We start from the raw sequence: 18723 nt of genomic DNA on the forward strand, positions 1-18723 counted from the left end.
GGAAGGTTATCGCTTTCCGACCCTGAGGCGCCTGGCATGAGCCTTTCCCCGGAATTACTGCTCCATGGATATTCCATCGGTATCTTCCCGATGGCTGAACATCGCGATGATCCGGACCTGTTCTGGGTTGATCCTAAGTTTCGCGGCATCTTCCCTCTGGACGGATTTCACATCTCACGCAGCTTGGCCCGCAGGATTCGGAACTGTGGGTACACGGTGTCAATCAACAGGGATTTTCCCGGCGTTGTTGATGGCTGCGCTGATCGCACGGATACCTGGATCAATCAGGAACTTCGCACCCTTTACCAAAAGCTGAACCAATCCGGTCACGCCCATTCACTGGAAATCTGGGACGGCCCGAATTTGGTTGGGGGCGTTTATGGCGTTACTCTTGGCGCTGCCTTCTTTGGCGAAAGCATGTTTTCCCGACGCAAGGATGCCTCAAAAATTGCACTGGCTTATTTGGTCGACCGGTTGCGGTCCTGCGGGTTCAAACTGTTCGATACACAGTTTTTAACCGCGCATCTCGCCTCGCTCGGTGCGATTGAGGTGCCACGGGCACAGTATCGGAACGCGCTGGAAGAGGCAGTGACTATTGCAGCAGATTTCTCTGCTGATCTCGTTCAATCGCCGGATGGCGTGATACAGCGGATCACCCAGACGTCATAGCGCGAATGATCAAGCGCATTCAGGGCTGGCGAGGTGGCAATCATCCACCCATCAAAGAGCTGATCCGTTCCGCCTTGTTCCCAAATGGTCAGGTAGGCAAACGCGTCCCCTGTTGGGTTATCTGCAGGATAGCGGCAATCACCCAGTGCGACATCCAGCCCAAAGACTGTCTTGGATTGGCCGTTTTGCAGTTCGACATCAACGGTCTGGCCATTGACCTTATCCAGCCCTCTGAGCATTGCACCCGGTCCGGATTGAACCTTTTGCTGTGCCGCTACCCCAGAGGCTGCCAGTATTGCCGCGATCAGAGCATATCGCTTCATTCGCCGCCATCTCCGGCGACGAACTTAACCAAAAGCGAAATCAGGCTGACTGCGCCCTGTGTATCCTCGACCTGATCGCCCGGCTCAAAGTTAAAGAGCGATCCGCCTGGCATGACTTCTACAAAGTTACCACCCAGCAACCCTTCGGATGAGATCACGATAGCACTGTCATCGGGGACCAGAATTCCATCAGAAATCGCAAAAGTCGTGTCCGCCCGGTAGGTTTCCGGGTTCAGGGTCACCCCTGTCACGGTGCCGATTTTGACCCCGGCAAGCCGCACGTCCGTTCCGACGCCGACGCCTTCGAGCGAGCGGAAAGAGGCGTTAAGCTCATAACCAGAACCGCCCTGGGACAGGCCTGTCGACTGGCTCGCATAGACGCCAAACGCTATTGCCCCGGCCAGGACGGCGCCTCCGACCAAAACTTCTGAAACTTTGTAAGATGACATTGCTCGCCTCGTCTTATTCCGGGTTCCAGGCCTCATAATCCGAACGCTCGACCGGATCCGGGCGGCGCAAAGACCCCGCCGGTGCATAAGCAAGCGCGGTTCCTGTCAGGTTTTCCTGATGCGGTTTTTCCCAGGATTTATGTGCCAGAGGTTTGTCGGTTGGAGGTTCGTCCCAGGTGCGGTGCAACCAACCGTGCCAATCGGGATCAACCCTGCTGGCCTCGGCCTCGCCGTTGAAGATCACCCAACGCCTGCTGTCATCCGCGGTACGATAAAATATATTACCTTCATTATCTTCACCGACTTTCACGCCTTTGCGCGCGGTGTAAATCTGGGTGTTCAGGGTGGCCCCGTTCCACCAGGTCACGGCGCGCAAAAGACTGTTCAGGATTCCCATCGGCTGCCTCCGGCATTTTTGTCTCTGCAGATATGGACCAAAGGTCCGCCAAGGTCCAGTGCTAGGGTAACGTTGCGCATCAATCCGGCAAAACTGCGGTCACTTCAATCTCGATGCGGTCCTCTGGCGTGATCAGGTTGCATTCGGTCACTGTCGCCGCCGGCGGGTTTTCACCAAATGCCTCAACCAGCAAGGGCCAGCACAGTTCAAATTCTGACATGTCCGGAAGGTAGTAGTTTACCCGAACCACATGCGCCAAATTTGATCCAGCCTCATCCAAGGCCTTTTCAATCGCCTGCAGCGCGGATTTGCACTGTCCGACGATATCTTTGGGAATGATTTCGCCTTGTGCGCAGGTCCCGGCAACAAAGACAAAACCGTTTGCAACCACTGCCCGGCAATAGCCGACTTTGGCCTCATATTGGCCGCCCGAGGAAATTCGCCTTATCGTCATCCTGCCCTCCCAAACACAAAATGGCGCGGGATCACCGCGCCATCTGTTGTAATTCAAATTCAGTGATTACCCGGCCGAAGCTGATTCCGCCGCATCCGCATAGATGATCAGCGGCTGCTTGTCCGAGGATACAGCCTCTTCATTGACGACAACTTCGGTCACGTTCTTCATGCCAGGCAATTCGAACATCGTGTCCAGAAGGATGTCTTCAAGGATCGAGCGCAGCCCGCGTGCACCGGTCTTCCGTTCAATGGCGCGTTTGGCGATAGCCTTGAGCGCATCGTCGGTAAAGCCCAGCTCGGCATCTTCCAGTTCGAACAGACGCTGATACTGTTTGACCAGCGCGTTCTTGGGTTTGGTCAGAATGGTGACCAGCGCATCCTCGTCGAGATCTTCAAGCGTGGCCAGAACTGGCAGACGTCCGACAAATTCCGGGATCAGACCGAATTTCAGCAGGTCTTCAGGCTCCAGCTCTTTGAAAATCTCACCCACGCCGCGGTCATCATTGTCCCGCACATCGGCACCAAAGCCCATGGCCGAGCCTTTGCCGCGCTGTGCGATAATTCTATCCAGACCCGCAAAGGCACCACCGCAGATGAACAGGATATTCGTCGTGTCCACTTGCAGGAATTCCTGCTGCGGATGCTTGCGTCCACCTTGCGGCGGAACACTGGCGACTGTGCCTTCCATCAGCTTCAGCAGCGCCTGCTGCACGCCCTCGCCCGACACGTCGCGCGTAATCGAGGGATTCTCGGATTTGCGCGTGATCTTGTCGACCTCATCGATGTAAACGATGCCGCGCTGCGCGCGTTCGACATTGTATTCGCTGGCCTGCAACAACTTGAGGATGATATTTTCGACATCCTCGCCCACATAACCGGCTTCGGTCAGCGTGGTCGCATCGGCCATGGTAAAGGGCACATCCAGAATGCGCGCCAGAGTTTGCGCCAACAACGTCTTGCCGCAGCCTGTCGGGCCGATCAACAGGATGTTGGATTTGGCCAGCTCGATATCGCTGCCGGCCTTCTGAGAGTGATTCAATCGTTTATAGTGGTTGTGAACCGCCACTGACAGAACCCGCTTGGCCGTAGCCTGACCGATCACATAATCGTCCAGAACTTCGCAGATGTCTTTCGGCGTCGGCACTCCGTCAGAAGATTTCAGCCCGTTGGCTTTCGTCTCTTCGCGGATGATGTCCATACACAGCTCGACGCATTCATCACAGATGAACACGGTCGGACCTGCAATCAGCTTACGCACCTCATGCTGGCTTTTGCCACAGAAGCTGCAGTAGAGCGTGTTTTTGCCGTCACCGCCTGAATTCGTCGCCATGATCTACCTTTCGGGCTCCATCCTATGCCCCTTGCGGGGCCGCGCTTGCGCCTGTTCGTGCAGCTTAGGCCAGCACTGTGGCGGCTACAATCTCAAAATACCCCCCGTATCGGCGACACGAGGGGTCTGGGCTTAGCCCTCTTCGCCGCTCATCTTGGCGCGGTTTTCAACGATCTCGTCGATGTGACCCCATTCCTTAGCCTCTTCCGGGCTCATGAAGTTGTCACGGTCCAGCGCCTTTTCAACAGCCTTTTTGGTCTGTCCAGTATGGCGTACATAGATATCATACAGGCGATCCTTCAGCTTTTGCGTCTCAGCTGCGTGGATCATGATATCGCTTGCCTGCCCCTGATATCCGCCACTGGGCTGGTGCACCATGATGCGGCTGTTCGGCAGGGAAAAGCGCATGCCCTTCTCACCACCGGCCAGCAGAACCGACCCCATCGAGGCCGCTTGACCGATCACCAATGTGGAACATTTCGGTTTGATATACTGCATTGTGTCGTAAATCGACAAACCGCTGGTGACCACGCCACCCGGCGAGTTGATGTAGATCGAGATTTCCTTGTTCGGGTTCTCCGCCTCAAGGTGCAGCAGCTGAGCAACCACAAGATGGCTCATCCCGTCGTGGATCGGGCCGTTGATAAAGATGATCCGCTCTTTCAGAAGGCGCGAGAAGATATCATATGCGCGCTCACCCCTGCTGGTCTGCTCAACGACCATTGGGACAAGCGTGTTCATGTATGTGTCAACGGGATCGAACATAAGAAACCTGCCTGCTTTGCTATGGATCGGGACACTACCCGAAAATCTGTTACCTGAGTCTTAGTATCGCCACAGTGGGGCTGCAAGGGGTGCAGGAAACTTCATGCCCTGCAAATGCAAATAGATATTCAGCGGTGACTAAAGCGATACGCTCTTCAAAGTCGAAATCTGCGTCGAACTCTCACAAGTTCCCCTTTTTCCCTCACCTCATTTTGATTCATGCATATGAGAGTAAATGTTCATAACTAGCTGACTTGCGACCTTCTCCAGGCAGCAACACAAACAGGCGCCCAAAGTGTGGGCTGGTAAGGAAACAGAGGATGGCCCTTCCACAACTTTCACAGGAAACATCTCCGGAAAATTTCGACAAAATGGTTGAGAACGCAACGCATGCTGCAAATTTTCTCAAGGCCATCAGCCACGAAGGGCGTCTCATGATCCTGTGCCACCTGGTATCGGGAGAAAAGTCAGTAACAGAACTGGAAGAGCTGCTTTCGGCGCGGCAAGCCGCTGTTTCGCAACAACTGTCGCGGTTGCGACTTGAAGGGTTGGTGACGCCTCGCCGCGAAGGCAAGGCGATCTTTTATAGACTTGCCGATGAACGGCCACGCCGGATGTTAGAGGTTGTCTACGAACTCTTTTGCAACGAAGAATAAGAGCAATCCGCTGTCCCGGCTACTTACGACTTACTTTTGGAACAGTCTTGATAGCCGGCGGACATGGCCATTAGCAAACTGTCATAGTGCGAAATTCCCGTGTCAAAACTCACGCCTACGGGATCCAATTCAAAGATCGTGGCCCCGGTTCCTTCGATCGCTGTCCGCACCAGCCTTTTGTCAAATTGCGGCTCGGAAAAGGCACAAACAATTCCTTCATGCTCAACCTTTTCACGCAAAGCCGCCAATCGCGCCGGCCCGGGAGAGGACGCATCGCCAAGACTGACTGCGCCGGATGACTCCAGCCCAAATCGCTTTTCGAAATACTGATAGGCATCATGAAACGTTATGAATGACAGCGTCTGCATATCTGTCAGATCTGTCATAATTTTTTCTTTCAGTTCAACCAGCTCCCGATCTGCGGTTGCAGCGTTCTGCTGATAAACATCGGCGTTTTCAGGGTCCGCCTCTGAGAGCGTTGCGGCAATTACCTGAACCCAGATACGTGCATTTTCGGGATCCAGCCAGGCGTGGGGGTCAACCCCTTCGTGATCATGGCCATGGTCGTCTGCATGGCCCGCATGGTCGTCGTGATCGTCATGACCCGCATGATCGTCGTAATCCGCGTGATCGTCGCGGCCATCATGATCCGCACGGTCATCATGGTCATCATGATCGGTCGCATCCCGGAATTCATAGAGAATTGTTCCATCGGCATCCAACAAAGAGACGTGCAGTGCATCCGGCGACAGCGCACCCAAGGGTTTAGCCAGCCAAGGGGTCAGCTCTTCTCCAGTCCAGAATACGATCTCGGCGGACTGTAAAGACCGCGCCTCAGAAGGCCGCATAGCGTGATCATGAGGTGACGCCCCGGGCGGAATGATCAGACTGGGCTCACCCACGCCATCCATCACACGGGCGACCAGCGAATGAACAGGCGCAATATCGACGGCCACGCTTGGCGCTTCAGCAATAGCTTGGCCTGCAAACGCGATTGAGAACAAATACAGTGTGGGTCGGAACATATTCCCTCCGAAATGATATGTTATTACATTCGTTGTACGCTTGTTAATCCGGACGTTATTACATATCAAGTTGAAAATCATTGGAGTCCCGCCATGAGCACTGTTGGATTCAGACAACACGATCACGCCCACTGCGTTCACACTGCGCTGTCTCAGGCCGAAAACAAGTGCAGAACAAAGCGCCTGCAATTCACCACTGTCCGACGCCGTGTTCTTGAGATCCTGTTGGAAAAGCACCGGGCAATGGGCGCATATGACATTCTGGCTGTGCTAGCTGCAGAAGGGCTCGGGTCGCAACCTCCGGTCGCGTATCGTGCACTGGATTTCCTTGTGCAAAACGGGTTCGTGCATCGTATCGAGCAACTGAATGCCTATACAGCCTGCGCCCACCCGACCCATGACCATGTCCCCGCGTTTCTGATCTGCAGGTCCTGCAAAGCGGTGGCTGAAACGGAAACCGAGCTGACACAGGGCCGATTGGGCGCTGCGGCGAACACCTCGGGGTTTCAAATCGAACGTGTAGTGGTCGAGGCCGAAGGCCTATGTCCCGAATGTGTAGGGTCGGCGGCATGAATACCCCCCTTATTTCATTGAAAAACATGTCCATTCGGATCGACGGCCGCACGATCCTTGAACATGTGAATGCGGCAGTTTCCGAAGCAGAGATCGTGACCATTGTGGGGCCCAACGGATCTGGTAAGTCGACTCTTTTACGGGCGATCATTGGGGCCATTGCCCCATCAGAAGGCCAGGTAAGCCGCGCACCCGGCCTGCGCATCGGTTATGTCCCGCAAAAACTGGCTTTGGACGCCGCTTTACCGATGACCGTGCAACGTTTCCTGGGCTTACCCAAACGGATCTCGGCCCGCAAAGCGCTGGATGCCCTAGAACGAGCGGGCGTCCCGGATCTGCGCAACCGGCAAATGACCCAGCTTTCGGGCGGTCAATTTCAACGAGTTCTGCTGGCGCGCGCACTCCTTGACGATCCTCAGGTCTTGCTTTTGGATGAAGCGACGCAAGGCCTGGATCAACCGGGTGCAGCTGCCTTCTATCAACGCATTGAGCAGGTCAGACGCGACCTTGGTTGCGCGATCGTGATGGTCAGTCACGATCTGCACGTTGTCATGGCGGCCTCAGACCGTGTGCTATGTCTGAACGGACATATATGCTGCGAGGGGTCGCCTCATACCGTCGCGGACGCACCTGAATACCGGGCCTTATTTGGCAGCGGAACCAAGGGCATGATGGCCCTTTACCAACATCAACACAGCCATTCGCACGACCATGACCACCACCACGACCAGGAAACAACCAACTGATGTTAGACGATTTTATGGTTCGTGCGGCGCTGGCGGGTATTGGCGTTGCACTCGCGGCGGCCCCTTTGGGGTGCTTTGTGGTATGGCGCCGGATGGCCTATCTGGGCGAGGCCACAGCGCACGCGGCTGTTCTGGGTGTGGCACTGTCTCTGGCGTTTTCGCTTCCGATGCTGCCGTCGATTGTGGCGTCAGCGCTTGCCATGGGGCTTACCGTCACGCTTTTGCGTGGCAAGGGGTTGGCGATGGATACATTACTAGGCGTAATAGCGCATACAGCCCTGGCCGCCGGGCTGGTCACCGTCGCCTTTCTGTCCGACGTCCGGCTGGATCTAAATGCCTTTCTGTTTGGTGATATCCTGGCTGTCACCAAAGGCGATTTGGCAACCATTTGGGGTGGAGGCGCGTTGATCCTGGCAGTCATGATCTGGCGCTGGTCAGCCCTACTTGTCGCCACGCTGAACCCGGACATGGCCTATGCATCCGGCATTGACCCAAAGCGCGAGGAGGTGTGGTTGACGCTGACCATGGCGCTGGCCGTTGCCGTGGCAATCAAAGTGGTAGGGGTTCTGTTGATTGCCGCCCTGCTCGTCATCCCGGCAGCCGGCGCGCGGTCTTTAGTGAGAACCCCCGAAAATATGGCGTTCGGGGCCGCCATCATCGGATCAGCTGCCGCCCTTGTCGGGCTGTGCGGTGCGTATCTTGCCGACACTCCGGCCGGGCCCAGCATCGTCTGCGCCGCAGCTGTGATCTTTCTGGTAACCGCCGCCATCGGGCCGCTTTTTCGTAAAGAATAGATTGCCGGTTCAAAACTCTGGTTCACCATTAGCAAAACTGATACGAAAATCGGGATTTATACAAAAGGAGAGACCTATGATCCGAGCCGCACTTATTGGACTGGCCCTTTGCACACTCGCCGCATGTGAAACCGCTAAAGGCGCCGGTAAAGATATTGAAAAAGCAGGTGACGCAATTCAGGGCGCAGCCACCGAGGTTCAGGAAAACATCTGATTCTTTTCGGAATGTAGCGATCAAGATCGGGCGACATACAAGATATGGTTGCCCTCTGCACCCACACCCGCTATCCTTGCGGACACAGGTGCATAGACGCGGCATTGCATTTCTGACACGATCACGGGGTTCTTGCTTAAACGCAAGAACCCCGTTCCCCTTTTAGGGGGAATTAAATCGCTGCCTGTATGAATCCGGGGCCCGGAAAAAGGAAAAGGCGTCAGGTGCGCAGACGCGGTCTTTGCACGTGCCCAAAGGACACCCCTGACGCCTTACCGGTTCGACACGCCCGAGGGACGTCCCGATCCAGTTGCTTTGTCCCCCTAAGGGGCCACAGCCGCTGAACAGAGCCCGAGGGCCCCGCACAGCACGCATTAACCTTCTGAGAGCTTGATCACCTGTTTCAAACTTGACGCCCAAATCAGCGGATCACGCACCGGTAAGTCTTTGCAGTAGAAAAAAATCCTAAGATTTCCCTTTACCGCAGCGACCCCCTTGGCCTTTGCGTCCCACCCAGGATCCTAAGAACCTCTGCGGTAACCTGACTGTTACATCGCGGTCATAATCGGGCAAGAAAATAGCACTGCAGCATAAAAAATAGTCGGGGATAAACTGTTGATATCTCGCTGGAGAGTGATGTGGATAACTCTAGATTTTACGTTCTTGCGCAGAGTTGCGATTGGACAAGTGAAATTGCGTGCTTGGCCCGGGATTTTGGACTCTTTCTGCAGGCGCAAACGGGCTGCACGACCCTTCTGGGGGTTTTGGTGAGCGATTGCGCCGATCCGATCCCTGATATTTCGAATCAAACCCGCCTTGAACGGGTCGCTCTTTGGCCACGGCCTCCGAGGACCGAGGCATTTTCTGACCAATCAAGGCCACCTGCCCGCATTTTGCGCTGAAAGCCTGTTCTGAATTTGAGAAGCGCTCCGACCCGGTTGGGTTACCTACTAAGCGCTGCGGCAATTCGCAGCCAGTACCCCCTAAATTCCAACCGGACCAGAGACGCTTCAGTTCACCTGGAGACCAGAGACGAGCCCGGAACTCGTTCGATCGCGCAGGCTACGCAAATTCAAAATTACATACAGCCCAAGGATCTTGCGCCAGCCCACGCAGCCAACCTAAATGAAGGGGCATTTACCGCTTCGATAGTTGAATTTGCTGTCACTGGCTCACCTCCTGCACTGGGCCTTTCGTTGGCCTTTTACACAGATTGGGTGGCTGAGGGCCGGTTGCAACTTACCTGAAGGAAGCTTCATGAAGGCTTTAAAAAAGCCTAACCAGTTTGTCGCGCTTAGGCCCAGGCCAGCGCGGTGCCGATCACGACCAGGGAAATGCCAAACACTTCGCGATGCGAGAAGTTTTCGCCAAACAGAAAGAATGAGGCGATGGCGATCAGAACAACCTCGGCCCCCAGAATTCCAGTATAGATTATGCCCAACCGTTCGTCGCGCAGCGCGGCGAGTTCGAGCGTCGCCCCGGCCAGCAGGGTCGCGACGATCAGCAGGCCAAGCCCCAGGCCAGGGATTTTCCACCAGAACTTCATCGCGACCATGGCAACGGAATAGAGACCCGCTGACCCGAGGGCAATGAAGGGGATCATGGATGTGGACATCTGCGCCTCCTGCTAGGGTTCCGCTGGGTAAACTCTAGCAGGCCAGCCGGGATGCGGCTGTGAGGTTGGTCACAATGGGTCGAACAGGCCTTATCCCGCGATCTTTCGGGTCACCAGATACGAAACCGGAAACGCCGCAATAAAGCCAGCTCCGGCAGCGATCAGGATAGGGTATAGCGTCGTATACCCCATCGACAAAACCGCAATCACAGCGGACCCGGCAAAGGTAGAGCCAAGGAAGATATGTACGATCAGCATCAGGGGAAGCATGGGGGCCTCATTTCAGGGATTCAACTTTCGCGGATCCTAGGATTGAGCGCGCACGCGGTCTTTGATCTGGGTCAGAGTGAGCAGTGTCTTGGGACGCAAACGCGCTTGCAACGGTCGATTAGCAGAACGGAGGGCAGCGCCGACCCGAGGGGTGGCGCAAACGCGCCGCCCCATGGGGGCGGGTCGGCGCGGCCCGGCGGTGCCACCGGGCGGGTGGTTTGAGTTCGCAAGAAAGTATTGAATTCGTTTGCTCAACGAAGTCTCAAAATAATTCTTATTCAATATCTTGAACGTTACAAGCTGATACCCAAATTGCATTTACGCGCGCAATTTTAAGGAGACTGCATGGAGTACACAGAAGCCCAAATACGACGCGAAGTACTATTTGAACTCGCGTCTTCAAAAACCGGAACCCTGTCCATTACAGATTTGATTGACTTACTAGAAGCACGACTGAAGCCGACTGGCCACGATGCGGACATTATTGATAATCGATCAGATACATTTTTCTCGCAGAAGGTGCGGAACACGGTCAGCCACCGAGACAACGGAACTGGCTTACAAGCGAATGGTCTTGCAAACTACAGCTCTGATTTTGAAAGCTGGACAATCACTGACAAAGGCCGCTCTGCAGTTAACAAGTAAACCAGTGCTACCTTTGCTTGTATCCAACGGGCAACCAATTCAATTGTGTGGGGCCACAATATTGTTTGTCCCACACAAACCAAGCATATGCGGTAGTACCGCTGCCCTTTCTTACCGCGCCTTTCGGGTAAAATGTAATTCGTTCGCTGAACACCCAAACTGTACTTGGCGGATGTACAGAAAAGATCGTTTTTTGACGCCCTGCACTCTCTAAGAAAGCAAGACGCAGAAGAAGCGCGAATTTACGTCGGCATTGAGAAAGGCCTGCGTGCACAAAGTCTTCTGCACTATGAAAAGGCGGATTTGTAACGATATTGTCTTCCAAGCGATTTTCACACGTGAAATCGATCCCAGCCTCTCCGTAGTCCCTGTCGTACAAGTCGGACGAAATTACCTCGAATCCGTTTTCGACAAACACTTCAGACATAGCCCCGTCACCGCAAGCTGGTTCCCAGATCTTTCCAGAGAACTGCTCGCAATCAATCAATACCTGTGTCGCCCAACTCGGTGTCGGGTAAAAATCAGGTCCGTCTAAATCGGCGATACGTTTAAGGGTTGGCTGAGGAGCCAACACGAATTGGTCTTTCATTGATTTGCTCGCTTTTTTCTCACTGTATCAGATCAACGAAGCCTAGCAATCGACCTGTGAATCGCGTTTGTTTTCTGTGAGTTAAGCCATGCTGGGCTTTATGGAGCTATCCTCTCCCATTCCGCCGTGTGGGCACGCAGTTGGCTACGCCAACCGCTTTCGCCCACCGTCACTTAAAATTGTCAGCCTCAGCTGTCCATTTTAAGTGCGGAAATGAACGCCTCCTGCGGGATATCCACCTTCCCGAACTGGCGCATCTTCTTCTTACCCGCCTTCTGCTTGTCCAGCAGTTTGCGTTTCCGCGTGGCGTCGCCTCCGTAGCACTTCGCGGTCACGTCCTTGCGCAGCGCCGAGAGGGTCTCGCGGGCGATGACCTTGCCTCCGATGGCGGCCTGGATCGGGATTTTGAACATGTGGCGCGGGATCAGGTCCTTGAGCTTTTCGCACATCGCCCGGCCCCGCATCTCGGCCCGGTCGCGATGCACCATGGTTGACAGCGCATCGACCGGCTCGTCATTCACCAGCACCGACATCTTGACCAGCGCGTCCTCGGTATAGCCGGTCATCTGATAGTCAAACGAGGCATAGCCCTTGGTCACCGATTTCAGGCGGTCGTAGAAGTCAAAGACGACCTCATTCAGTGGCAGGTCATAGACGACCATGGCGCGGCTGCCCGCATAGGTCAGGTCCATCTGGATGCCACGGCGGTCCTGGCACAGTTTCAGCACGTCGCCCAGGAATTCATCCGGCACAAGGATGGTCGCCTTGATGCGTGGTTCCTCGATATGGTCGACCTTTGACGGGTCGGGCATGTCGGCGGGGTTGTGCAGTTCGATCATCTCGCCGTCTTTCATGAAGACGTGATAGATCACCGAGGGCGCGGTGGTGATCAGCTCGATATCATATTCGCGTTCGATGCGGTCGCGAATGACCTCAAGGTGCAACAGGCCAAGGAAACCGCAGCGGAAGCCAAAGCCCAAAGCGGCCGAGGTTTCCATCTCAAAGCTGAAGCTGGCGTCGTTCAGCGCCAGTTTGTCAATCGCATCGCGCAGGTCTTCGAATTCGGAACTGTCGACGGGGAAGAGGCCACAGAACACCACCGGCTGCGCGGGTTTAAAGCCGTCCAGCGCGATTTCTGCGCCATTGCGGTCATTGGTGATCGTGTCACCAACGCGGGTGTCGCGGACCTGTTTGATCGAGGCGGTGAGAAAGCCGATTTCGCCGGGACCGAGGCTGTCGACCATCTCCATCTCAGGCCGGAAGACGCCGACGCGGTCGACATGGTGCAGGGTGTTGTTCGACATGAACTTGACGCGCATGCCCTTTTTCAGGGTGCCGTCCATGATGCGGACCAGAACGATGACGCCGAGATAGGCGTCGTACCAGCTATCGACCAGCATCGCCTTGAGCGGTGCATCCAGATTACCCTTGGGGGCCGGCAGATGGGTGACAATGGCCTCCAACGTCTCATGGATGCCCTGCCCGGTCTTGGCGCTGACCTGAATCGCCTCAGACGCGTCGATGCCGATCACATCCTCGATCTGTTCGGCCACGCGGTCACAATCGGACGCAGGCAGGTCGATCTTGTTCAGCACCGGCACGATGTCATGATCGGCGTCGATGGCTTGATACACATTGGCCAGCGTCTGCGCCTCGACCCCTTGGGTCGAGTCCACAACCAGCAGAGAGCCTTCGACCGCACGCATCGACCGCGAAACCTCATAGGCAAAGTCCACGTGGCCGGGGGTGTCGATCAGGTTCAGCACGTAATGCTCGCCATTGTCAGCGGTATAGTCGATGCGGACCGTGTTGGCCTTGATGGTGATGCCGCGCTCGCGCTCGATATCCATGCTGTCGAGCAGCTGTTCCTTCATGTCACGATCCTTGACTGTCCCGGTCTCTTGGATGAGCCGGTCAGCAAGGGTGGATTTGCCATGGTCGATATGCGCGACGATGGAGAAATTGCGGATGTGAGCGAGGTCTGTCATGGGTTGGGGATATGCGTCGGAAATGGGCTGCGGTCAAGGTAGGACGAGACCCGACGAAACCCTTTAGTTGCTAGGCTTCGATCCGATCAGACCAGCCCATTTCTAACCAGTTCAGCATTCATCCAATGCGTCTCACTTTGCACATGACCTTCACGTACGTACTTCGCGAGATGAGTGGGCATGTTTTCTTCCTCGAATGCTGCTGTTGTGCGAACGACAAACCCCTCTTGTGTGTCTAGATCTAGGGCTGCAATTACATCAGCGACGACCTGAGCTGAGAGCCGTCCCCGATACAGTTCGGAAACAGGGCTGATTCCAAGTTTTGTAAAGCGTGACAGCGTCGCATCCCATGGCTGAACGACGCCAGCTTTGATCCACGCGAATCCCAAAAAATAAGTCGGCAATTCCAAATACGCGATGGAATGACGTGCGAATAGATATTCGCCAACAATGCGCTCATCCTAAGTAAGTTGCGGTGCGATACCAGCTGCGAAAGCCTTCACCCAGTCTCGCGACGGGTGATATCTTGCGTCGATGCTGCGAGGGTGGCAGCCTTGGCTGTGAATTGTCGTATTCTCGCCGTCCATCTTTTCGGTAAAGACGACTTCGTCCGCTGATGCCAACTCATCAACACTCGACATGATCTTGTCATCGCTTGTAGCACCGGGAGATTGCGGCAAGTGGAATGTACGCCCGTATTTCTTTAGCATTTTGGTCTCACGATATAGTTCTAAGCGAAGTCAGGCCAGAAAACGCGACATCAATTATGTGCGCAATCACTTTTTCGCAGCACATGATTGATCCGAAATCCACTTTGATTCATACTCCGCCACAGACCAAGAGGGGCATCAGACCCGTCCGGGCAGGCAAAAACGAGGCAAGAGCATGAAACAGTTCCTCCTAATCGCATTTTGTGCGGCATCGCTGACGGCGATGGCTCCGGCACCCAGCGAGGCTGCGCAGATCAAACGGGCGTGTCTGGCGTCTGATCGGTCGGCGGCGACGCGGGCGCGGTGCAGCTGCATTCAGCGCGTCGCGGATCAGGCGTTGACGCGTGGTGATCAGAAGACCGTCGCCAAGTGGTTCACCGACCCCCATCAGGCGCAGGAGTTGAAGATGTCGCAGACTTCGCGCGATGATGCGCTGTGGGATCGGTATAAGAACTTTGGCCAGATGGCGCAGGCAATCTGCAACTAAGCCGGTCACGCTGCTTGACCTGATGCGCACTGCACCTCAGATATGGCGCAGCGAAAGGTGTATCAGATGGTAATGAAAGGGCTGACCCTGCGGGGCCTTGAGGTGTTCGAGGCTTTGGCGCGGACAGGATCGGTGGCACAGGCCGCCGAGATCACGGGGCTCAGCCAGCCGTCGGTTTCTCAGCAGTTGCGCAATCTGGAAAAGGCATTGGGCACTGATCTGGTCGATCACGGGCGACGACCAATGCGTTTAACGCAAGCCGGCCGCAGCTTTCTGGCGCGGGCCGAGGTCGTGCTGGCCGAACTGCAAATGGCCCAAAGCGAACTGACCGTGATGGATCTGGGGCATCTGACCACCCTCTCCATCGGTTTGATAGACGATTTCGACAACGATCTGACCCCGCGGCTGGCGACTTTGCTGGCCGACAGCCTGACCCGGTCGAAATTCAAACTGATCACGTTGCCCAGCCTAAACCTGTTCGCCGAGCTAGAGGCGCAGAGGCTGCATATGGCTGTATCCGCGCATTCCGGAGAGGTCCTGAAGGGTGTGATTGAATACCCTCTGGTTCAGGACCCTTTCATTCTGGTGACCCCAAAGGGTGTGGGGAATTCAATACAGGACCTGCCCTTTCTGCGATACGCCCGAGATCAGCTGATCAGCCGCCAGATCGAGGCGCATCTGGCGCGCCAGCAAATGGAGTTCGAGGAACGGTTTGAAATCGGCTCGCACCAGGCGCTGATGGCAATGGTCGCACAGGGGCTTGGCTGGGCGATCACAACACCACTGGGATATATGCGTGCGACCCGGTTTCATGACGGGATGGAGGCGCATCCGGTCCCGTTCGGTGACTTCGCCCGCACAATTTCGCTGTTCACCCGCTCTGACTGGTCGGACCAAGTACCCAAAGAGGTTGCAGACATGATCCGACGGCTGATGCGGACCCAGATTGTTGATCCGGCAGTCGCGCAGGTGCCGTGGCTGGGCGGGCAGTTGAAGGTGATGAGTTAGTGTAGGGCACCGCAGATATTGGAAGCATAATTACCAACGCGCCGTGTGTTTCTGCCACCATCTTCATACAGAACTGAACTAGGGTTAGCTTTGCGAACCGAAGCAACCGCTCGACGAATCTCTGCTACAGCAATCGCAAACCTGTGATAGCAAATTGGAATGGCAACGATATCAACACAGACGAGACCAACTATTCCCTATCCGCTTGCGGTTGCGGGCGTTCTTTTCGCCTCAATTTGTTTCGGGTTGGTTCCCTTTTTTAGCCGAGGGCTGACCGAGCAAGGCGTCGCGCCTTATGCCGTCGCGTTCTATCGCTACATCGTTACGGCAATTCTGCTGCTGCCTGTTCTTATTATACACCGAAACGCTTGGCGCGAGATTGCTTGGGGGCTTTCGGCAGGCGCTGTAATGGGCCTTGGATGGATTGGATATGTGACGGCGCTGGAGACATTACCCGCATCGACTGTGGGCGTTCTCTATATGACCTATCCGGTTTTCACGCTGATCATTGCCTGGGCTTTGTTCGCCGATACTCCCACAAGGCGCGCATTGTTCGCCTCGGGCCTCATTACGTTGGCGGCACTCATTGCAGGATCGCCCGCATCCGTTCCTATACAGCACATACCAACGCTTCTGATGTCGCTAGCAGCCCCAATCGGGTTCGGCTTCGGCATATGTGTCTTGGTTCACAGGTTGTCCCGCATCGCACCGCTTGCGCGCATTGCTTCGGTTTCCTTGGGATCGGTTCTCGGGCTGTTGCCGCTGATGTTGAACGCCGATGTTGCCAAGTTGCTCCCGCAGGGGCAATCCGACTGGATTTTGATCGTCGGAATTGGCCTGGTCACAGCGCTTGTGCCACAGCTCATTTATACGATCTGCTCGCCGTTGATCGGCGCTTCTCAAACTGCGGTCGTCGGCAGCATTGAATTGCCGACAATGTTTGCTGTGGGCTTTCTTGCCTTTGGCGAAGCAATCACAACACCACAGGCCGTAGCCTGCGCTTTGGTTTTGGGTGCGATTGCGATCACCAGAAGCCGGACGACACGCACCTTATCCACTGTGATTGCGAAAGAACCAAACAGGTGAGCTTGGCCCCGATGCAGGCGTCGATTGATTTTACACCTGAATGTCGAAGACATCAGAGCATTTACAACTAAGCCCTCAGATGTGCGTCAAGACCTGCGACGGCCTTTTCGATCAAATCCAGCGTGCCCTCGAAATCACGGGTGTAATACGGATCGGGCACATGATCCGCGCCTGTCTCAGTAGCGAAATCAGTCAGCAAGCGAACCGGAGTTTTGTTGCCACGGGGACGCAAGTTTTCAATATTGGTAAGGTTCTCTGCATCCATTCCGATGATCAGGTCAAAGCGGTCAAAATCTTCGGCCACGAATTTGCGCGCGCGCAGATCGCTGATGTCGATACTACGGTCATGAGCAGTCTGCTGCATTGGGCCATAAGGCGGGTCTCCGATGTGCCAGCCAGAGGTTCCGGCGCTGTCGGTGGCATGATGCGGCGCACGGGCGCGAAAGGCACCTTCGGCGGCCGGAGACCGGCAGATATTGCCCAAACAGACGAAAAGGATACGGTGTGTCATACAACCGGGTGTAACGCGTGAGGCGGAAATGGAAAAGATCGTCATTCTGACCGGTGCCGGGATTTCCGCCGAAAGCGGGCTGGGCACATTCCGCGACGAAGGAGGTCTGTGGGCGCAGCACAGGATCGAGGATGTCGCCACGCCCGAAGGCTTTGCCCGCAATCCGGCGGTGGTGCAAAAGTTCTACAACGCGCGCCGTGTGCAGGCTGCACAGGCGCAACCCAATCCGGCCCATACCGCGCTGACCCATCTGCAACGCAACTGGCCCGGCGAGGTTATCATCGTGACCCAGAATGTCGACGGCCTCCACGAAGCCGCAGGATCCGAGAATGTGATCCATATGCACGGCACCCTCGCTGGGGCCTTATGCACCACCTGCGATCACCGCTGGGTCGCCCCGCCCGAGATGTCGGTGGGTGAACCCTGCCCCGCCTGCGGTGGCCCAACCGCCCGACCCGATGTTGTATGGTTCGGTGAGATGCCCTATTTTATGGACCTGATCTACGATCACCTGGCCAATGCTGCAATCTTCGCTTCAATCGGCACCTCGGGTCAGGTCTACCCCGCCGCAGCATTTGTGCACGAGGCGACAATGTCAGGCGCACGAACCGTCGAGTTGAACCTAGATCCGTCATCCGGCGCCTCGAGTTTCGATCAGGTGATACTTGGCCCTGCATCCGAAACCGTGCCACGCTGGGTTCAAAAGCTGCTGCGCGAATCTTAGCCCGCCAGACCGGCACCAAAATTATTGATACGACAATCGAAATAAGAGGCTCCCATGACCGACCCCCACCACACGCGCGAAGAAATCCTGGACGATTCCAGTATGGAGGGCCGCGATACATTTGGCGACCAACTGGCAAATCTGTGGTGGACCTTCCTGTTGCGCGGATGTCTGGCCGGAGCATTGGGGATCGCCGCGCTGTTTTGGCCAACGGGCAGTATCTCATTGCTGTTGCGACTGGTCGGCCTGCTTTTGGTTCTAGATGGCGGCCTGACCCTACTAGGCTTTGGACGGCGCGGATTGATCGGCGGCGTCGGCATCGGGGCACTGTTGATCGGTCTTGTCCTGCTGATCTGGCCCGAGGGTATTGCGCGGCTGACATTTTTCCTGCTGGGTGCTTGGGCGCTGATCGTCGGCATCGGTTCGTTGCTGGCATGGCGGCAGATACCCAGCAACAACCCGGATGCCGTGATGGTGCGAAACTCGGGGATCATTGCGCTGATCATTGGGTTGGTGCTGTTGTTCTGGCCCGGCAGTGGCATGGTCGCACTGGGGTGGGCCATTGCCTTTTCCGCTCTGGCTTTCGCCGCCGTGATGTTCTTTCTGGCAGCGCGCTTCAAACGGGCGCATGACCGCGTTTCGATGCGGGTTGTTAACCGTTGAAGCGATAGGCAAACAGGCCGGGCAAAGCCC

At 55.7% G+C, this 18723-nt stretch carries 24 protein-coding genes and 1 pseudogene; 12 read left to right on the forward strand and 13 right to left on the reverse strand.

Going from position 1 to position 18723, the window contains the following annotated elements; genetic code table 11:
* The first annotated feature begins 36 nt into the window (after window positions 1-36).
* Entirely contained in the window at window positions 37-669 is a 633-nt protein-coding gene (gene aat / locus AC2FIM_RS15075; RefSeq protein ID WP_496678363.1) for a leucyl/phenylalanyl-tRNA--protein transferase, read from the forward strand.
* On the opposite strand, the gene AC2FIM_RS15080 is transcribed toward aat, so the two are convergent.
* The 6 genes from AC2FIM_RS15080 to AC2FIM_RS15105 all read right to left on the reverse strand — a co-directional run bounded on the left by AC2FIM_RS15080 (window position 624) and on the right by AC2FIM_RS15105 (window position 4389).
* Window positions 624-992, reverse strand: a complete 369-nt coding sequence (locus tag AC2FIM_RS15080; protein ID WP_142638127.1) for a DUF2155 domain-containing protein — start codon at window positions 990-992, stop codon at window positions 624-626. The two genes, aat and AC2FIM_RS15080, sit on opposite strands and share 46 nt — an antisense overlap.
* A complete protein-coding gene (gene mlaD / locus AC2FIM_RS15085) occupies window positions 989-1441 on the reverse strand; it encodes an outer membrane lipid asymmetry maintenance protein MlaD (RefSeq protein WP_142638125.1) in 453 nt (150 codons plus the stop codon). Before mlaD ends, AC2FIM_RS15080 begins: the two co-directional genes overlap by 4 nt.
* Window positions 1442-1454: 13 nt before the next feature.
* On the reverse strand, window positions 1455-1838 hold the full coding sequence (locus AC2FIM_RS15090) for an NADH:ubiquinone oxidoreductase subunit NDUFA12 (RefSeq protein WP_142638122.1): 384 nt from the start codon (window positions 1836-1838) through the stop codon (window positions 1455-1457).
* A 79-nt stretch (window positions 1839-1917) separates the two neighbouring features.
* Window positions 1918-2292, reverse strand: coding sequence for a Rid family hydrolase (locus AC2FIM_RS15095; RefSeq protein WP_142638120.1), 375 nt, complete (start codon window positions 2290-2292; stop codon window positions 1918-1920).
* 66 nt (window positions 2293-2358) lie between these two features.
* The gene (clpX, locus tag AC2FIM_RS15100) at window positions 2359-3624 is read right to left on the reverse strand and encodes an ATP-dependent Clp protease ATP-binding subunit ClpX (protein ID WP_496678359.1); all 1266 of its coding nucleotides are present in this window, start codon (window positions 3622-3624) and stop codon (window positions 2359-2361) included.
* Between the two features lie 132 nt (window positions 3625-3756).
* Entirely contained in the window at window positions 3757-4389 is a 633-nt protein-coding gene (locus tag AC2FIM_RS15105) for an ATP-dependent Clp protease proteolytic subunit (protein ID WP_142638117.1), read from the reverse strand.
* A gap of 320 nt (window positions 4390-4709) precedes the next feature.
* On the opposite strand from AC2FIM_RS15105, the gene AC2FIM_RS15110 reads away from it, so the two are divergent.
* Window positions 4710-5045: an ArsR/SmtB family transcription factor gene (locus AC2FIM_RS15110; protein ID WP_142638116.1), complete on the forward strand. Its 336-nt coding sequence runs from the start codon at window positions 4710-4712 to the stop codon at window positions 5043-5045.
* 23 nt (window positions 5046-5068) lie between these two features.
* Here AC2FIM_RS15110 and AC2FIM_RS15115 read toward each other — a convergent pair whose 3' ends face one another.
* A complete protein-coding gene (locus AC2FIM_RS15115; RefSeq protein WP_496678356.1) occupies window positions 5069-6070 on the reverse strand; it encodes a zinc ABC transporter substrate-binding protein in 1002 nt (333 codons plus the stop codon).
* 93 nt (window positions 6071-6163) lie between these two features.
* On the opposite strand from AC2FIM_RS15115, the gene AC2FIM_RS15120 reads away from it, so the two are divergent.
* From AC2FIM_RS15120 to AC2FIM_RS15135, 4 genes are all read left to right on the forward strand, one after another.
* Window positions 6164-6643 carry a Fur family transcriptional regulator gene (locus AC2FIM_RS15120; protein WP_142638114.1) on the forward strand — a complete coding sequence of 160 codons (480 nt, stop codon included), beginning with the start codon at window positions 6164-6166 and terminating at the stop codon, window positions 6641-6643.
* Entirely contained in the window at window positions 6640-7389 is a 750-nt protein-coding gene (locus AC2FIM_RS15125; RefSeq protein ID WP_496678354.1) for a metal ABC transporter ATP-binding protein, read from the forward strand. Before AC2FIM_RS15120 ends, AC2FIM_RS15125 begins: the two co-directional genes overlap by 4 nt.
* Window positions 7389-8183: a metal ABC transporter permease gene (locus tag AC2FIM_RS15130; RefSeq protein ID WP_496678352.1), complete on the forward strand. Its 795-nt coding sequence runs from the start codon at window positions 7389-7391 to the stop codon at window positions 8181-8183. Before AC2FIM_RS15125 ends, AC2FIM_RS15130 begins: the two co-directional genes overlap by 1 nt.
* 76 nt (window positions 8184-8259) lie before the next feature.
* The gene (locus AC2FIM_RS15135) at window positions 8260-8397 is read left to right on the forward strand and encodes an entericidin A/B family lipoprotein (protein ID WP_142638111.1); all 138 of its coding nucleotides are present in this window, start codon (window positions 8260-8262) and stop codon (window positions 8395-8397) included.
* A gap of 1294 nt (window positions 8398-9691) precedes the next feature.
* On the opposite strand, the gene AC2FIM_RS15140 is transcribed toward AC2FIM_RS15135, so the two are convergent.
* Together AC2FIM_RS15140 and AC2FIM_RS15145 are read right to left on the reverse strand one after the other, a co-directional pair.
* Window positions 9692-10012 (reverse strand): hypothetical protein, encoded by a 321-nt coding sequence (locus tag AC2FIM_RS15140; RefSeq protein WP_142638110.1) that lies wholly within the window; start codon window positions 10010-10012, stop codon window positions 9692-9694.
* 90 nt (window positions 10013-10102) lie between these two features.
* On the reverse strand, window positions 10103-10282 hold the full coding sequence (locus AC2FIM_RS15145) for a CTP synthetase (RefSeq protein WP_142638109.1): 180 nt from the start codon (window positions 10280-10282) through the stop codon (window positions 10103-10105).
* A gap of 345 nt (window positions 10283-10627) precedes the next feature.
* On the opposite strand from AC2FIM_RS15145, the gene AC2FIM_RS15150 reads away from it, so the two are divergent.
* Window positions 10628-10927 (forward strand): hypothetical protein, encoded by a 300-nt coding sequence (locus tag AC2FIM_RS15150; RefSeq protein WP_496732138.1) that lies wholly within the window; start codon window positions 10628-10630, stop codon window positions 10925-10927.
* A 7-nt stretch (window positions 10928-10934) separates the two neighbouring features.
* Here AC2FIM_RS15150 and AC2FIM_RS15155 read toward each other — a convergent pair whose 3' ends face one another.
* The 3 genes and pseudogenes from AC2FIM_RS15155 to AC2FIM_RS15165 form a co-directional block, all read right to left on the reverse strand.
* Window positions 10935-11516, reverse strand: a complete 582-nt coding sequence (locus AC2FIM_RS15155) for a class I SAM-dependent methyltransferase (protein ID WP_496732140.1) — start codon at window positions 11514-11516, stop codon at window positions 10935-10937.
* Between the two features lie 188 nt (window positions 11517-11704).
* Window positions 11705-13504, reverse strand: coding sequence for a translation elongation factor 4 (lepA, locus tag AC2FIM_RS15160; protein WP_496678344.1), 1800 nt, complete (start codon window positions 13502-13504; stop codon window positions 11705-11707).
* Between the two features lie 86 nt (window positions 13505-13590).
* A pseudogene (locus AC2FIM_RS15165) lies at window positions 13591-14214 on the reverse strand (RNA ligase family protein).
* Window positions 14215-14389: 175 nt separating this feature from the next.
* On the opposite strand from AC2FIM_RS15165, the gene AC2FIM_RS15170 reads away from it, so the two are divergent.
* The 3 genes from AC2FIM_RS15170 (at window position 14390) to AC2FIM_RS15180 (ending at window position 16795) form a co-directional block, all read left to right on the forward strand.
* Entirely contained in the window at window positions 14390-14701 is a 312-nt protein-coding gene (locus AC2FIM_RS15170) for a hypothetical protein (protein WP_142638101.1), read from the forward strand.
* Between the two features lie 66 nt (window positions 14702-14767).
* Complete coding sequence (locus tag AC2FIM_RS15175) at window positions 14768-15709, forward strand: LysR family transcriptional regulator (RefSeq protein WP_142638210.1); 942 nt, start codon at window positions 14768-14770, stop codon at window positions 15707-15709.
* 159 nt (window positions 15710-15868) lie between these two features.
* Complete coding sequence (locus AC2FIM_RS15180) at window positions 15869-16795, forward strand: DMT family transporter (protein WP_496708231.1); 927 nt, start codon at window positions 15869-15871, stop codon at window positions 16793-16795.
* A gap of 67 nt (window positions 16796-16862) precedes the next feature.
* On the opposite strand, the gene AC2FIM_RS15185 is transcribed toward AC2FIM_RS15180, so the two are convergent.
* Window positions 16863-17306 carry a low molecular weight protein-tyrosine-phosphatase gene (locus AC2FIM_RS15185; RefSeq protein ID WP_496708230.1) on the reverse strand — a complete coding sequence of 148 codons (444 nt, stop codon included), beginning with the start codon at window positions 17304-17306 and terminating at the stop codon, window positions 16863-16865.
* A gap of 28 nt (window positions 17307-17334) precedes the next feature.
* Here AC2FIM_RS15185 and AC2FIM_RS15190 point away from each other — a divergent pair, with 28 nt between their 5' ends.
* Window positions 17335-18030 (forward strand): NAD-dependent deacylase, encoded by a 696-nt coding sequence (locus tag AC2FIM_RS15190; RefSeq protein WP_496703375.1) that lies wholly within the window; start codon window positions 17335-17337, stop codon window positions 18028-18030.
* A 54-nt stretch (window positions 18031-18084) separates the two neighbouring features.
* Window positions 18085-18693 (forward strand): HdeD family acid-resistance protein, encoded by a 609-nt coding sequence (locus tag AC2FIM_RS15195; RefSeq protein ID WP_496732143.1) that lies wholly within the window; start codon window positions 18085-18087, stop codon window positions 18691-18693.
* Window positions 18694-18723 lie beyond the last annotated feature (30 nt).

Source organism: Ruegeria sp. CDSC052, assembly GCF_059610685.1.